Origin of the sequence: Pseudomonas sp. MPB23 (assembly GCF_046605395.1) — a bacterium.
Lineage (GTDB): Bacteria > Pseudomonadota > Gammaproteobacteria > Pseudomonadales > Pseudomonadaceae > Aquipseudomonas.
The window spans coordinates 2,922,507-2,938,222 of record NZ_CP176771.1 but is presented as its reverse complement, the minus strand read 5'-3'; the positions used below and the strand labels follow the sequence as shown (position 1 = coordinate 2,938,222).

Sequence of the window (15,716 nt, the reverse complement as noted above, 5' to 3'; positions counted from 1 at the left end):
CCCTTACAGCACCGGCAACAGGCACGCAGCAGGCACGGTTTCCGATTGCAGTGCCTGCTGCGTCAGGCGCTCAAGTTCGGCTTTTTCCGCCTGTTGTTGCTCACGGAGGATTTCGTTCATCTGATCACGGTAATCCACGTCATCCAGGGTCTGGCCCTGCTCGAATACCGCTTGCATGCGTTGTTCGAACGGCTCTTTCAGCGTGTCGAACGTGTCCCCGAAAGAGCGCTTCAAATACCGCGTCCAAAACGGCAGATCCATCAGGAACGTCACAAGCTCAGGTGACAGCTCGGCGGCCTTGACCTGGCTTTCAGCAGACCTCAACGCCTGTTGCGTAACCCCGGCCAAACGCGAAAAGCGCATATGCCGGGGTTGCCCCGGCAAATAAAAACGGTCGACCAGCCCCGTGCGGTACGCCAGGCTCACTTCCAGCGAATCCGAGGCGGGATGCCGCGTGCTGTGGTCAAGCGCCATACGCTCCAGTCGATCCAGACGAAACAGGCCACGCCCCAGCTTCAACAGTGACTTGGCGGTCACCAGTCCGCCCTCCACCCGTTGCGCCGCCGCGTGGATTTCGACCAGCACTTCCAGGTTGCTGAAGCTGACGGCCGCGGCATCGTCGCAATTCAATGGCGTCGCGGCGCGCTCGAAGATTTCCTCGCGCAGGTTCAGGTCATCGCGTGCAGCCTCCAGCACACGCCAGACCCGACGTTCCATGTCTTCGCGCACATTCACCGAATCCGCCGTGCCCCCCAGCTCTGCCAGCAGCTTGAACAGGCCGTCGGACCCCGGTTCATCCCTCAGGCCCAACCAGGTCGTGTTCTGGCGCGGGTATTCGGCGCTGCGCTCCACCAGCCACAACTCGCGGGCTTTCTGCTCGTTCAGGCGAGCGATGTCGTCCTCGAGGAAGCCCATGCCCACGCCGAAATTGTCCCGATACTCGCGCAACGACTGACGACTGTGGAGCCCCAGGGGGTTGTGCCGCAGGTTGATGACTTCCGCCAGCCCCCGTGGCGCCTTGAACACCCAGTCAGGCAGCGTCGCGATGTCGTTATCACGCAGGTCGACCTGCTCCAGATAAGGCACGCGCAGCAAGCCGGCGGGAACCTCGCGCAGCCGGCAATTTCGCAAGGCCAGGGTGCGCAACTCGAACAGGTGGCTGACCAGCGGCGGATCGATCAGCGGGTTCTGATTCAGGTTCAGCAGGGTCAGGCTGCGCAGGTTGGCCAGTTTTGCCTGGGTGTATTCGGTCAGTTGCAAACGGTTGCTGTCCAGATAGAGCCGCGCAAGGTGCGGCATCTGCGACAGCACCTCCGGTAGCCGTGTGATCTGGTTGCCGCTGAGTTCCAGGGTGCGCGCCTGGGTGAAGTGCTTGAGGAAATACGCCACATCGTCGTTGAGCCCCATGCGATTCAACGACACCCGCTGCACATGATCGAAATTGACCCCGGGCGGTAACGTGGGCAGCACGCCCAGGGCCATGCCATCGAGCATCAGGCCGGGCACCGGTTGTCCCAACTCATTGGGCAGCAGGGAGGTGTACTGCCAACTGCGCTCGATCGCCTGCATGGCTTGCAGGCGACTGAGCCTATAGTCCGCAGGGGTATACACCGAGTCGGGCACTTCGACCTTCTCCCGGGCCCAGACCTTCAAGGTGCGCCGCAGGTGCTCGAACTGCTGTTCAAGAGCTTTGACCGCCTTAGCGCGCGACAGGTGATCGGTACCCAGTGCGTACAGGAATGTCGCGATGCGTTCAGCGCTGAACAAGGGGTAGAGCTTGCTGACCTTGCGCACCAGGCTCGCGGAAAACCGTGCAGGCTCGGCGAACCTGGATTGAATGCACGATGCCGGCAGTTCCAGGCGCTCCGCCCGCTCCGGCCAGACCAGGCGGGAAATCCGTTTACGCGATTTCTGCGCCTGGACGGTGAGCCGATAGCGCAACTGACTCGCCCCGCCCACGTCCATGCCGTCCCGATCACGGGCAGGCAAGGCGTCGAGCAGCGCCTGGTACAGCCCCTCTCGTCCACTGCTCATGGACGCCATCGGCGCGCCCCGCTCATTGAGCGCCTGGTAGTCTTCGCCCACCTTGATCAGCGTGCGCCATGCCGTCGCAGTGGCACTGCCGGCCTGGCCCAACAGGCGTCCGGCCGGGGTCCGGTCGCGCAGTTGCAGCCTCAGGGCCGTCGGCCATCCTTCAAGGCTTTGGACCAGCCCGAGGACCACCCGCAGCGTCGCGTCATTGGCCAGTTCCGGCAAGTACACGCCCAGCAGCGCCTGATCCTCGACCAGCGTATCCAGGGCCTGGCGTACCTGCTGGGCGATCCGCAACGGCACTCGCCCGGTTTTACGCAATTGCCCGCGAGTGGTCGCCGAGGCCTGGTCCATGATTTCCCACGCCACCCGCCGGGGCAACGCAGGGTAATGGCTCTTGAGCACGCCGTGATCGCTCTGATCGATCATTTCGTCAGCCTGGTAAAGCGCTTCGTAGACCTGTCGATGGCTGTGCTTGAGCGACGCCATCAAACGCTGTTTCAGCAGCGCCGGCTCGACGTCAGCCTCGACCGTCGCGCCCAACAGGTGGGCCTTTTCCTCCGCGTCGAGCGCCGCCAATGCCGTCGACATCACCTCGCCGCGTTTCAGTTGTTGCTCGGTGATATGGATGCTCAGGTCTTCGTAGTCGAATGGCGCCGTGTCGGGATGGCGGCCAACCAGGTTGCCGTCATTGTCCAGCACCTCGAAAAAACGCCCCTGGGGCCAGCCTTCCATGAACGGCAACGCGAGCATCTGCGCCCACGCCGTGCCGGTATCCAGCGGCGCGTCATGCTCCATCTGCCAGCGCAGATCGCGGACCTTCTGATTTTGTTTGAAACGCATCGCACAATCGCGAAAGCGCTCCGACAACGGCCGGCTTTCCCTGGCCAACTGCTGCAGTTGCGTCAGTTGCGTGTCGGTGATGGCGGCGATGTCCCGCAGGTGGCCGGTCGGCAGCGCGCTGAGGGTGGGGTCCAGTCGCTGCAGGATGTAATCCGGGTCGTCCCAGTGTTCGGCACGCTCGAACATGAACTGCCAGCCGCCGCGCTCGTTATGCTGCATCGGGGGCTGGTAAGCGTGTTCACGCTGGGGATGACGGGCCCGCCATTCTCCGAGCGCGTCGTCGTAGTCAATCGCGTAAAAGCCGCCATCGACCCCGACATAAGACTGACCATAGGCTTGATGCACACCTTTAGGGTTGGCCACCACGTCCTTCAACGCCAACGGCTGGCGGTAGGACAGCTTGTTGCGACGCCAGAGACGCGGCCGGTTATCCGCGAGCTTGACGGCCTCCATGCCGTCGAAAAATTCGGGCGCCGTGGTCAAGGCGCGCTTGACCGTCCCCGCCACTTTGGCCCCGGCCGCGAACAGCACCATGGAGCCGATGTTTTCCGCCACGCCGATCAAATGCTCCAGGGCCTGGGCGTTCTCGTGATGCTTCCAGTCTTCAACCCCCTCGAACACCTCTCCCAGCAACTGCCCGACCGCCACCCCCATCATCAATTGCCCCAGCACCGGCACCACCAGCCCGGCCACATTCAACACGGTCAAACCGGCATCCAGGTAATGCTGCAAACGCTGCTGGCGCGCCTCTTCGTCGACTTGCGCAACCGGCACGGCCAGCATGCCGGCGTCCAACTGCAGCTTGCCGACGCAGGCGTTGAAAAAGAACGCGGTCAGGCTGCTCGTCACCGGCAATGACTCCACCCGATCCAGGCGCTTGTCCTGGTCGAATCGCTCGAAAAAGCTGAAACGTTCAGACTCGTCCAAGTAACCCGCGAATGCGGTGCGATAGCTGCCTACCTGAAGTTTCAGCGCCAGGTAGGTTTGGAAATCTTCCAGCGTCGGGTATTCGAACAGTGGGCGCACCGGTTCGTTGGGCATATACACCACCAACGGGCCGTGGACGAAATCGGTGGACGAATCAGCGCAGAACACCAACGCATTCCACACACAGGCACCGCGAATGTTCAGCCCATGCCAGACCAGGGGACGACCGTCGAACAGCAGATGCTTGAGTTCACCGGCAGGCTTGCCGGCGCTGGCGGCGGCGAGCAACACCCGATAGGTCGATTCGCAAATAGTGCCCTTGGCACGGGCGATATGCAGATCGACTTTCAGGTCACTGTTTCGGGACCCACCGATATCGGTGATCATCGGGTTATAGCCGCGCCCAAGCTCCGTTGGGGCTTCATCGGGATGGGGCAAGTTGAAAAACTCACGCAGGTACGCCTGGTAGGCCTCACCCACATCCAGCTCGCGACAGTAACCGATGAACTCATGCGCCTTGAGGCTGGCCAGCACCTTGCGCTTGGAGCCAAAGCGGATCAATGCGTCTTGCGGCAGCCCGTCGGGCTCGGCGCGGGCCGAGGGGAAGTTCTGCATCGCCGCCTGCAACAGGCTGTGTTTCTCAAGATGCACGCTCTCGATGATCAATCCGCCCAGGTCCGGGCTCACACCGCTGAAGGTGCGTTGTGGGATTTCCAGCATGTCGTAATCGACGTCCAGATAACCGAAGCCTTTGTCAGCCAGGAACGCCTTGAGCCGCTCGCGGCAAAACGTGTCGAGGGACTTGAGTTGCGTCAACAGTCGAGACGTTCGCTCGCGCGGCCGCTGGCTGTCGCGATAGCCCTCTTCAATGACGCTCAACATCTCGGGCTTGGCCTTGAGCATCCACACCGGAAGGGCTTCGTGCAGCACCTGGGCTTTATCCAGGTCGCCGGTGATATCCAGCAGCGCCGCCAGCAGTTGATCTTCGGTCAGAGGCTGGGTGGCGTCGGCCAGGGTGAGATCGTGTGTCATCGGCAAGGTCCTTATTGCATCGAATAATGACTGCGGACGATAAGCCCAACCTGTCCGCACAAAGCGGTATAAAAAGCGGCTTTGCACACGCCCGACGCTGACCTGTCGTGCCCCGTGTTCGCCCGCGTCCGGGGCTGTCATCAACGGCAAAACCAGCGAAGAGGCTTTTTGCCTTATAACAGATCGTTCTAAAACTCCCCGCCCGCACCCCGGTCAGTTTCTGGGTACCCGCCGTTTCAGCGCGGTACTTTTTTCTCTCCCCAACGGAAAAACCGGTAAGGAATTTATGTGCGGATTAGCTGGCGAGTTACGTTTCGATCACCAACCTGCCGACCTGGCAGCGGTGGAGCGCATCACCCATCACCTGGCGCCACGCGGCCCTGACGCGTGGGGCTTCCAGGCCCAAGGGCCGATTGCCCTGGGCCATCGACGCCTGAAAATCATGGACCTGTCGGATGGCTCCGCCCAGCCGATGGTCGACGCCCAACTGGGGCTGTCCCTGGCTTTCAACGGCGCGATCTATAACTTCCCGCAATTGCGCCAGGAGCTTGAAGCCCTGGGCTATGCCTTCTATTCCGGCGGCGACACCGAAGTGCTGCTCAAGGGTTATCACGCCTGGGGCGAAGCCTTGCTGCCCAAGCTCAACGGCATGTTCGCCTTCGCCATCTGGGAGCGCGATGCCCAGCGCCTGTTCATCGCCCGTGACCGTCTCGGCGTAAAGCCGCTGTACCTGTCGCGCACCGGGCAGCGCCTGCGCTTTGCCTCGACCTTGCCGGCGCTGCTCAAGGGCGGCGATATCAACCCGATCCTCGACCCGGTGGCGCTCAATCACTACCTGAACTTCCACGCCGTGGTACCAGCGCCGCGCACCCTGCTGGCGGGCATCGAAAAGCTGCCGCCGGCGACCTGGATGCGCATCGATGCCGAGGGCAACACCGAGCAGAAAACCTGGTGGACCCTGCCCTACGGCCCCCACGACGATGAAAAAAACCTCAGCCTGCAAGACTGGACCGACCGCGTGCTCGACAGCACCCGCGACGCCGTGGCGATTCGTCAACGCGCCGCCGTGGATGTCGGCGTGCTGCTGTCCGGCGGTGTCGATTCGAGTCTGCTCGTCGGCCTGTTGCGTGACGTCGGCGTGCAGGACCTGTCGACCTTCTCCATCGGCTTTGAAGACGCCGGCGGCGAACGCGGCGACGAGTTCCAGTATTCGGACTTGATCGCCCGGCACTACAGCACGCGCCACCATCAATTGCGCATCGCTGAAAGCGAGATCATCGAGCAACTGCCGGCGGCGTTTCGCGCCATGAGCGAGCCGATGGTCAGCCACGACTGCATCGCGTTCTATTTGCTGTCGCGGGAAGTGGCCAAGCATTGCAAGGTGGTGCAAAGCGGCCAGGGTGCGGACGAACTGTTCGCCGGTTACCACTGGTACCCGCAAGTCGACGGCGCCAGCGATCCATACTCCGCGTACCGCGAGGCGTTTTTCGACCGCAGCTACGACGACTACGCCGCCACCGTCGCGCCCCAATGGCTGACCGCCCATGACGCCGCCGGCGACTTCGTGCGTGAGCACTTCGCCATGCCCGGCGCGGACGCCGCCGTTGACAAGGCCCTGCGCCTGGACAGCACGGTGATGCTGGTGGACGACCCGGTCAAGCGCGTCGACAACATGACCATGGCCTGGGGCCTGGAAGCGCGCACGCCGTTTCTGGACTACCGCCTGGTGGAACTGTCGGCCCGCGTACCGGGCCAATTCAAACTGCCCGACGGCGGCAAGCAGGTCCTCAAAGAGGCGGCGCGTCGGGTCATCCCGAGTGAAGTCATCGACCGCAAGAAAGGCTACTTCCCGGTGCCCGGCCTCAAGCATTTGCAGGGTGACACGCTGAACTGGGTGCGCGAGTTGCTGCTGGACCCTAGCCAGGATCGCGGTCTGTTCAACCCGGCCATGCTCGACCGTCTGCTGACCGACCCGCAAGGCCAACTGACGCCGCTGCGCGGCTCCAAACTGTGGCAACTGGCGGCGCTGAACCTGTGGCTCAGCGAGCAAGGAATCTGACCGATGAAACCCCATGCAGCGGCTTACAGCCAACGATTGCTCAAGGGCCAGGCGCCCACGTATGAGCGCCTGCAAGCACGCCTGGCCGAAGACGGCAGCCCGCTGGCCGCCGAGCCGATCGCCGTGCATTGCGGCTGGGGCCGGTTGTTGATCGGCCATACCTTTCCCGCCCCCGCCAGCCTGGCCCTGGAACTGCTCAACGAACAGCCCGGCGAGCGCGACATCGCGCTGTACGTGGCCGCGCCCCAGCAGATCCTCGGCATCGATCCACAGCAGTTGTTCCTCGACCCGTCCGACACCTTGCGCCTGTGGTTCTCTGAGTATCGTCCGTCGACCCGGGTGTTTCGCGGCTTCCGTATCCGCCGCGTACAGACCGAGGCCGATTGGCAAGCGGTCAACCAGCTCTACCAAGGGCGCGGCATGCTGCCCGTCGACGCCGAGCGCCTGACGCCGCGCCACGCCGGCGGCCCGGTGTATTGGCTGGCCGAGGACGAGGACAGCGGTGCGGTGATCGGCAGCGTGATGGGCCTGAACCATCAGAAAGCCTTTCACGACCCAGAGCACGGTTGCAGCCTGTGGTGCCTGGCGGTCGACCCGCAGTGCACGCGGCCCGGCGTCGGTGAAGTGCTGGTGCGCCACTTGGTGGAGCACTTTATGAGCCGTGGCCTGAGCTACCTCGACCTGTCGGTGCTGCACGATAACCGCCAGGCCAAGAACCTCTATGCCAAGCTCGGTTTCCGCGCGCTGACCACCTTTGCGATCAAGCGCAAGAACGGCATCAACCAGCCGCTGTTCCTCGGCCCGGGCCCGCAGGCGGGGTTCAATCCCTATGCGCGGATCATCGTCGAAGAGGCGCATCGGCGCGGCATCGATGTGCAGGTGGATGACGCCGATGCCGGCCTGTTCACCCTCAGCCACGGTGGCCGCCGGGTACGCTGCCGCGAGTCGCTGAGCGACCTGACCAGCGCGATCAGCATGACCCTGTGCCAGGACAAAAGCCTGACCCACAAGGTGTTGCACGCCGCCGGTTTGAAATTGCCCGCGCAACAACTGGCCGGCAGCGCCGACGACAACCTGGAGTTTCTCGACGAACACCGGCGCATCGTGGTCAAGCCACTGGATGGCGAACAAGGCCAGGGCGTCGCGGTGGACTTGCAGCGCATCGAAGAGGTGCAGCAGGCCATCGAGGCCGCGCGGCAGTTCGACTCCCGCGTGTTGCTCGAAAGCTTCCACGAAGGCCTGGACCTGCGCATCCTGGTGATCGGCTTCGAGGTGGTCGCCGCCGCGATCCGCCGCCCGGCCGAGGTGACCGGCGACGGCCAGCATTCCATCGGTGCACTGATCGAAGCCCAGAGCCGACGCCGCCAGGCCGCCACCGACGGCGAAAGCAAAATCCCGCTGGATACCGAAACCGAACGCACCCTGCACGCCGCCGGCTACGACTACAGCAGCATCCTGCCCCGTGGCCAGACCCTGGCGGTGCGCCGCACCGCCAACCTGCACACCGGCGGCTGCCTGGAAGACGTCACCGCCGTCCTCCACCCCACACTGGTCGACGCCGCCGTCCGCGCCGCCCGCGCCCTCGACATCCCCATGGTCGGCCTGGACCTGATGGTGCCGGCGGCCGATCAACCCGAGTACGTGTTTATCGAAGCCAATGAACGGGCCGGCCTGGCCAACCATGAACCCCAGCCGACGGCGGAGAAGTTCGTGGATTTACTGTTTCCCCATAGCCAGCCGACCGCTCAATGACCGTGTAGAAGACCCTCTCCCCCCATCAGGAATTTCCATGACCCGAACCCTCCCAGAACCGGATCTCGACTACCTGCAAAAAGTCCTGTTGGAAATGCTCGCCATTCCCAGCCCCACCGGGTTTACCGACACCATCGTGCGCTACGTCGCCGAGCGCCTGGAAGAGTTGCGCATCCCGTTTGAAATGACCCGGCGCGGCACCATTCGCGCCACCCTCAAGGGCCAGAAAAACAGCCCCGACCGTGCGGTGTCCGCGCACCTGGACACCATCGGCGCCGCCGTGCGGGCGATCAAGGACAACGGCCGCCTGACCCTCGCCCCGGTGGGCTGCTGGTCGAGCCGCTTCGCCGAAGGCAGCCGCGTCAGCCTGTTTACCGACAACGGCGTGATCCGTGGCAGCGTGTTGCCGTTGATGGCCTCCGGGCATGCGTTCAACACCGCCGTGGATGAAATGCCGGTGAGCTGGGACCATGTGGAACTGCGCCTGGACGCCTACTGCGCCACCCGCGCCGATTGCGATTCCCTGGGCATCGGCATCGGTGACTACGTGGCGTTCGACCCGTTGCCGGAGTTCACCGAGAGCGGGCATATCAGCGCCCGCCATCTGGACGACAAGGCCGGTGTCGCCGCACTGCTCGCGGCGCTCAAGGCCATCGTCGACAGCGGCGAACCCTTGCTGATCGACTGCCACCCGCTGTTCACCATCACCGAAGAAACCGGCAGTGGCGCCGCCGCCGCCCTGCCCTGGGACGTGAGTGAATTTGTCGGCATCGACATCGCCCCGGTCGCCCCCGGCCAGCATTCCAGCGAGCATGCGGTGAGCGTAGCGATGCAGGATTCCGGCGGGCCGTATGACTATCACCTGTCGCGCCACCTGCTGCGCCTGGCCTCGGACAACGCGCTGCCCGTGCGCCGCGACCTGTTCCGCTATTACTTCAGCGACGCCCATTCCGCCGTGACCGCCGGCCACGACATCCGCACCGCGCTGCTGGCCTTTGGTTGCGACGCGACCCACGGTTATGAGCGCACCCATATCGACAGCCTGGCCGCGCTGAGCCGCCTGTTGAGCGCGTATATCCTCAGCCCGCCGGTTTTCGCCAGCGACGCGCAGCCGGCCCAGGGTTCACTGGACCGGTTCAGTCATCAGATCGAGCACGAAACGCAAATGGAGAGCGACACCCGCGTGCCGTCGGTGGATAGCCTGGTCGGCCAGAAGTCCTGACACTGGCAACTGACGTCCCGGCGCAGTAGCATCGCCGGGATTCTCTACGCGAGGCTTGTATGCTGATTCCCTACGACGCACTTGAAGTCGACACCCTGACCCGCCTCATCGAAGACTTCGTCACCCGCGACGGCACCGACAACGGCGACGACACGCCCCTGGAAACCCGCGTACTGCGCGTGCGTCAGGCCCTGACCAAAGGCCAGGCATTGATTGTGTTCGACCCGGAAAGCGAGCAATGCCAGTTGATGCTCAAGCACGATGTGCCCAAGCATCTGTTCGACTGAGCGGCGTGGTTCAGGGGTTGGGCACCACCACCGGATGGGTGGCAGCGTTCTGGCGCTCGAGCAGCACGCGGTTAGCCTCGGCGCGGTGGACCTGCGCCCCGGCTGGCGCGTCAACGCCGAGTTTGACCTGGGTACCGTGGATAGCCAGGACGTGCACGGCGATGTCATCGCCGATGGAGATGACTTCGCCTATGGCGCGGCTTAAGACCAGCATGGCGGGTGTCCTTGTGAAGTGACAGGACCTCGACCATGCGCTTGGCGCACGGGTGCATCAATGGCTTGCGACGAAATCAGGCGAGACCTACACATCAAGGTAATTCGCCTGACAGACGCCGCTTGATCAGCCCTTAACCGCCTGTGCCTTGGCGCGCATCTTGTCGGCCATGCTGGTCATCTCGTCATACAGCAACTGCGGGTTCTTCTGCTTCAAGGCCCAGGCCATGCGCCCCTGCTCGTGGGGCAGGATCATGAACTCGCCCTCGGCGACCCGCTGGTAGATGTAATCGGCGATATCCGCCGCCGAAATCGGCGAACTCTCCAGCAACTTGCCCACCTGGGCCTTCATGGCCGGCGTCGGCCCCCGGAAGGAATCCAGCAGGTTGGTCTGGAAAAACGACGGGCATACCACGTGTACCGCGACTTCCTGCTGTTTGAGTTCCACCAGCAGGCTTTCCGACAACGCCACCACACCGGCCTTGGCCACGTTGTAGTTGCTCATGGCCGGCCCCTGCATCAGCGCCGCCATGGAAGCGATATTGATGATGCGGCCCTTGCTCTTTTCCAGCAGCGGCAGGAACGCCTTACACCCTTTGACCACGCCCATCAGGTTGATTGCGATCTGCCAGTCCCAATCCTCCAGCGACAGCTCGGCGAAGAACCCACCCGAGGCCACGCCGGCATTGTTGACGATCACATCGATCCCCCCAAGTTTCTCCTCGCAGGCCTGGGCAAACGCGGTGAGCTGGCTGTAGTCGCGCACGTCGCAACGCTGGACAAAGCCATCGCCGCCGGCTTCCCGAACCCGTTTCAGGGTCTCCTGCAGCCCCGGCTCGCTGACGTCCGACAGGGCCAGTTGCCAACCCTCACGGGCCCAGCGCAGAGCGATTTCACGACCCAGGCCGGACCCGGCGCCAGTGATCATCATGCGATTTTGCATAGGAAGCTGCCTTGTGGTTCACAGAAGAAGTGATCGGCAGTGTAGCGAAGGTTTTTCCTACACCCACGCACCATCAGATTGATGAATGCCCTGGGCAAACTGCGGGCCGGGTCGGATACGCGGTGCACGCCTAAGTTCAATCTTTTTCAACGCAAAGTGCCACTTTGCCAAGGTATTAAAAGAAATAAGCGACTTTATGAAATGCTTTAAGAAAACAGGGAATTTTCTCGGATGGCCCACAGTCGGAGTTGTTAAGGCGTCCGTATTTAAGTATGTGGGCCTATCGTTAAACAACCGGTCCTCGCTGAAGGCCTATAAGGAAATAAAACTATGAGCCTCATTCTCATCATCATCCTGATTCTGCTGCTGGTCGGTGGTTTACCCGTGTTCCCGCACTCCCGTAGCTGGGGTTATGGTCCGTCGGGCATTCTGGGTGTCGTACTGGTCGTGCTGTTGATCCTGTTGCTGCTCGGCAAGATATAAGCGTTTTAAATGCTTAAAAAAAGAGGCCTTGAAGGCCTCTTTTTTTATGCGCGGATTATTTAATCCGGTTTGCCGTTGACCACGCCTGCGGTGTTATCCAGCAGGCTCTTGGTCGCGGTTTGCAGGAACGACTCAAGTTTCTGCTTCAGCGCGGCTTCGTCCGGCGATTCGGCAATCACTTTGCCACTCGGCTCGGCGCCCAGTTCGTATTGCCACAACTTGGGTGGCATTTCCTTGGGCAGAACCAGAATGCGGTCGGCGGTGACCAAGGCCACGGTCTGATCGCTGCCGGACGGCTTGATCACGCCAAAGCCCTTGTCGCCTTCCGGCAGGTTCAGCAGGTCACGGCCCCAGCACTGGTGCAGGGTGTCGCCGCCCAGGCGGCCCATGATGGTCGGCACGATGTCGATCTGGGTGCCCACGGTGTGGTCACGCACGCCGAACTTCTCTTGTATGCCCGGCGCGATCATCAGCATCGGCACGTTGAAGCGGCCCAGGTCCATCTCGGTGATCTGCTGCTCGTTGCCGAAGCCGTGGTCGCCGACGATCACGAACAGGGTTTCCTTGAAGTACGGCTCTTTGCGCGCCTTTTCAAAGAACTGGCCCAGGGCCCAGTCGGAGTAACGCATGGCGGTCAAATGCTCGTTGAGGCTGCCACGGTCAGTGACTTTCTCCACCGGCAATGGCGTCGGCAACGCGTACGGCGTGTGGTTGGACAGGGTTTGCAGCAGGGCGTAGAACGGCTTGCCGCCTTCACGGGCTTTGAGTTCTTCCAGGCCACGGTTGAACATGTCCTGGTCGGACACGCCCCAGGTCGGATCGGAGAACACCGGGTCGACGAAATCGTTGCGACCGATGAAGTTGGTCATGCCCTGGTTGCTGAAGAAGCCCGACTGGTTGTCCCAGGCGAAGTCGCCGTTGTAGACATACACGTCGTCAAACTTGCGCGCGCTGAGCAATTGCGGCAAGCCCGACAGCTTGTGGCTGCCTTCCGGGGTCTGCATCAGGTATTCAAAACCTGGCAGGTTCGGGAAGCAGGCCATGGTGGCGAACATACCCTGGTGGGTGTGGGTGCCGTTGGAGAAGAAGCGGTCGAACAGCAGGCCTTCCTTGGACAGTTTGTCGAAGGACGGCGTGATGTTGCCGGGGCGGCCCAGGGCGCCGACCGAGTGACCGGCGAAGCTTTCCATCAGGATCACGACCACGTTCTTGATCGGCAGGGTCTTCTCGGCCGGTGGCGTGTAGTCACGGCGCACGGCGGCGATGTCGGTGTCCACCAGCTTCTCTTGCGGCAGCACCAGCATGTCACGCACGGTCTGGGTGGCCAGCGATTGATCCAGGGTCGCCTTCCAGACATTGGAACGGTCTTCGGAGAAGCGCGACTTGGCGGCGGCGATCAGCGACAAGGTGCCGTTGAGGCCCAACTGGTTGGCGAAGTTCGATTCGGTGGTGTACACGTCGCCCCAGCGCAGCGGCGGGCCCTGGCGCAGGGTGCCACGGGCGGCCGTGACGGCGACCAGCAGGCAGACCACAAACACCGCGATGCGGCTGTACCACGGCGCGACCTGACGGGTGCCGATGCTGCCACCGCTGAACGGACCGCGCGGACGGGTGGCGCGGTCGGCGCCTTTGAACGCCATGCTCAGGATCAGTGTGCCCACGGCCCAGCCCAGCAGGTAGCGCACCACCGGGAAACCGTACCAGAGCATGCTCATCACGGTTTTCGGGTCTTCTTTCACATACTGGAACACCAGGCCGTTGAGGCGCTGGTGGAACTCACGGTAGAAGTCCATTTCCATCAGGCCCAGGAACAGGGCAATGCTGGACGCCACGGTCAGCCAGAAACGGAAGAACCCACGTGCCGCCATGGCCCGCACGCTGAACAGGGCCAGCAGCAATGGAACGATCAGGTACACCACCAGACGCAGGTCCAGGCGCAGGCCGTTGGCGAACGCTTCGAGGAAGGTCGAGGCCGGGGTGTCGAGGATCATCTCGCGGTTGTACACCAGCAGCGCCAGGCGCAGCAGGGAGAACATCACCATCATGACCAGTGCGCAGAGCAGCGTGTACGCCAGGTGGGATTTGACGGTCGGTTGCAGCAGGCGATTAGAAGCTCGCTGCTGACTCAGGGCGTCCGGGTTTGCCATGTCGTTTCAGGACCCATTGGAAGTTTAAGTTACGAAATAATGCAGTGGCGATAGGCCCCGCCCAGGCTGGCTGGGGGTGGGCGGTTAGCGCAGTGGCGCAAATGGTGCCCGATCAGGGCCGGCAAGGCTATTAATTACTGAAGCTGCGCCGCTGCCCCGCCTTTTACGGCCATTGAGATAGAGCCTTGGCAGAGAAATAAAGCGGGCAAATTGTCTTGGATGGGATGTGAAAATTTCGTACAGCGAATATTTCGATACACAAATCTCCCCGACGCAGAAATCAAATGTGGGAGCAACCCCCCTCCCACATTGACTGTGCCTGCTGCCGATCGAGGGAAACGATCAGAACCGCACGTTACCCCGCGGCCCGGCAATCGCCCAGATGATCAGGCCCAACACCGGCAGTAACAGGATCAACAGGATCCAAAGCACCTTGGCTCCGGTGCTCGCGCCGCTTTTGAACACGTTGATGATCGCCCAGATATCCAGCGCCAGGATGATCAGCCCGACCAGACCGTTGAAAGTGGAACCCATGGTGTCGCTCCTAAGTGAGGGCATGCCCTTGTAGGATAGTCAGCCCTGGCAGGGGTTCCGTTTTATTTCAGACGTGGACGGCAACCTTCAGCGCTTCCAGGGACGGCTCGGCCTTGATGCCCACTTCGGCGCACAACGCCAGCACTCGCGGCAGGTCATTGCCGTACACCAGCACGGCCTGGATCTCGTCATCCAGCGGTTGGCTGAAGTTGAGCAGCACATAGCCGCCGTCTTCCGGGCTCAGGGCGCTCATCTGGATCTGGATGCGATTGAGCGCGGTGAGGGCTTCGGTCTTGGCCAGTTGCTTGGGCTTGAGGTTGAACGCCACGCCCGGGCCGAACGACGCGACGATCTGCGCAAACAGGTCGGCGTAGGTGTCGGCCTGGAACAGCACCGTGTCCGGCAGGCTGCCGACCACCACCCACTCGCCCAGTGGGATCGGGAAGGTGTCGTCGTAGTTGATATCCGGGTTGGCGGCAAGAAAAGCCACGGGGTCGGCGTAGGCCTGGGCGGCTTCTTCGGCGATGCGCGCCACTTCGTCCGCGCCCATGACGCCGGCGCTGATTTTACTGATGAGTTCGACGAGGGCGGTTTTCATGGGGCGATCCTGTAACGGGCGGGCTTTTGAGGGCGCGTAGCCTACACCAGTTTTTCCAACTGCGCCGCCGTGTCCTTCGCGCCCATGGTCTGCGCCGCCGCCAGTGCCGTTGCGCCCTGGGCATCGGTGGCCTTGGGGTTGGCGCCCTGGCCGAGCAGGTAGTCAACCATGTCCACGCGATTGAACATCGCCGCCATCATCAGCGCGGTACGGCCATCGGAGGACGCCGCGTCTAAAGGTGTACCGCCTTCGATCAGCGCCTTGACCACGGGCAGGTTGCCCTTGAACGCCGCGCCGGCGATCGGCAATTGGTTCTTGTCATTGGCGATCAGCGGGTCGGCCTTGAATTCGAGCAGCACTTTTACCGCGTCGGCATGACCGTGGTAGGCCGACAGCATCAGCAACGTGTCGCCATTGTGGTTGCGCAGGTTGGCCGGCAAGCCCTTGGCCAGCAGCGCAGCGAGCATGGCGGCATTACCTTTGCGGGCCACATCGAAGACTTGTTCGGCAAATTCGGCGGCTTCGTCTTCGGTCATTTGTTTGGCGTGATCTGACATATGGGGGACTCCTTTCTGGTGCTTAATATGGCGCCCAGTGTCGCGATGGAGTTCCCCACTGTCATGGCTTTTTTGTCAAAAGCGCCCA

At 62.5% G+C, this 15,716-nt stretch carries 12 protein-coding genes; 5 read left to right on the top strand and 7 right to left on the bottom strand.

Annotated elements, in window-relative coordinates; translation table 11 throughout:
* Positions 1–3: 3 nt before the first annotated feature.
* A complete protein-coding gene (locus ACLH0J_RS13570) occupies positions 4–4,833 on the bottom strand; it encodes an NEL-type E3 ubiquitin ligase domain-containing protein (protein WP_411392366.1) in 4,830 nt (1,609 codons plus the stop codon).
* A gap of 286 nt (positions 4,834–5,119) precedes the next feature.
* Between ACLH0J_RS13570 and ACLH0J_RS13565 the strand changes: the two genes are divergently transcribed.
* Genes ACLH0J_RS13565 through ACLH0J_RS13550 form a run of 4 tightly spaced genes read left to right on the top strand, consistent with a single transcriptional unit; the run spans position 5,120 to position 10,153 of the window.
* Entirely contained in the window at positions 5,120–6,892 is a 1,773-nt protein-coding gene (locus ACLH0J_RS13565; RefSeq protein ID WP_411392365.1) for an N-acetylglutaminylglutamine amidotransferase, read from the top strand.
* A 3-nt stretch (positions 6,893–6,895) separates the two neighbouring features.
* Complete coding sequence (gene ngg, locus ACLH0J_RS13560) at positions 6,896–8,644, top strand: N-acetylglutaminylglutamine synthetase (RefSeq protein WP_411392364.1); 1,749 nt, start codon at positions 6,896–6,898, stop codon at positions 8,642–8,644.
* A gap of 37 nt (positions 8,645–8,681) precedes the next feature.
* Positions 8,682–9,866 (top strand): osmoprotectant NAGGN system M42 family peptidase, encoded by a 1,185-nt coding sequence (locus ACLH0J_RS13555; RefSeq protein WP_411392363.1) that lies wholly within the window; start codon positions 8,682–8,684, stop codon positions 9,864–9,866.
* 59 nt (positions 9,867–9,925) lie between these two features.
* A complete protein-coding gene (locus ACLH0J_RS13550) occupies positions 9,926–10,153 on the top strand; it encodes a YheU family protein (RefSeq protein WP_003192759.1) in 228 nt (75 codons plus the stop codon).
* Positions 10,154–10,163: 10 nt separating this feature from the next.
* Here ACLH0J_RS13550 and ACLH0J_RS13545 read toward each other — a convergent pair whose 3' ends face one another.
* Both ACLH0J_RS13545 and ACLH0J_RS13540 read right to left on the bottom strand, forming a co-directional pair.
* Entirely contained in the window at positions 10,164–10,367 is a 204-nt protein-coding gene (locus tag ACLH0J_RS13545; protein ID WP_411392362.1) for a carbon storage regulator, read from the bottom strand.
* A 126-nt stretch (positions 10,368–10,493) separates the two neighbouring features.
* Positions 10,494–11,309, bottom strand: a complete 816-nt coding sequence (locus tag ACLH0J_RS13540; RefSeq protein WP_411392361.1) for an SDR family oxidoreductase — start codon at positions 11,307–11,309, stop codon at positions 10,494–10,496.
* Between the two features lie 330 nt (positions 11,310–11,639).
* Here ACLH0J_RS13540 and ACLH0J_RS13535 point away from each other — a divergent pair, with 330 nt between their 5' ends.
* Positions 11,640–11,792: a DUF3309 family protein gene (locus ACLH0J_RS13535; protein ID WP_411392360.1), complete on the top strand. Its 153-nt coding sequence runs from the start codon at positions 11,640–11,642 to the stop codon at positions 11,790–11,792.
* A gap of 59 nt (positions 11,793–11,851) precedes the next feature.
* On the opposite strand, the gene ACLH0J_RS13530 is transcribed toward ACLH0J_RS13535, so the two are convergent.
* The 4 genes from ACLH0J_RS13530 to ACLH0J_RS13515 all read right to left on the bottom strand — a co-directional run bounded on the left by ACLH0J_RS13530 (position 11,852) and on the right by ACLH0J_RS13515 (position 15,628).
* The gene (locus ACLH0J_RS13530) at positions 11,852–13,939 is read right to left on the bottom strand and encodes an LTA synthase family protein (RefSeq protein ID WP_411392359.1); all 2,088 of its coding nucleotides are present in this window, start codon (positions 13,937–13,939) and stop codon (positions 11,852–11,854) included.
* A 342-nt stretch (positions 13,940–14,281) separates the two neighbouring features.
* Positions 14,282–14,473 carry a PLDc N-terminal domain-containing protein gene (locus tag ACLH0J_RS13525; protein ID WP_010567448.1) on the bottom strand — a complete coding sequence of 64 codons (192 nt, stop codon included), beginning with the start codon at positions 14,471–14,473 and terminating at the stop codon, positions 14,282–14,284.
* Positions 14,474–14,540: 67 nt separating this feature from the next.
* Positions 14,541–15,071, bottom strand: coding sequence for a hypothetical protein (locus ACLH0J_RS13520; protein WP_411392358.1), 531 nt, complete (start codon positions 15,069–15,071; stop codon positions 14,541–14,543).
* A 41-nt stretch (positions 15,072–15,112) separates the two neighbouring features.
* Positions 15,113–15,628, bottom strand: coding sequence for an ankyrin repeat domain-containing protein (locus tag ACLH0J_RS13515; RefSeq protein WP_411392357.1), 516 nt, complete (start codon positions 15,626–15,628; stop codon positions 15,113–15,115).
* Positions 15,629–15,716: the final 88 nt, after the last annotated feature.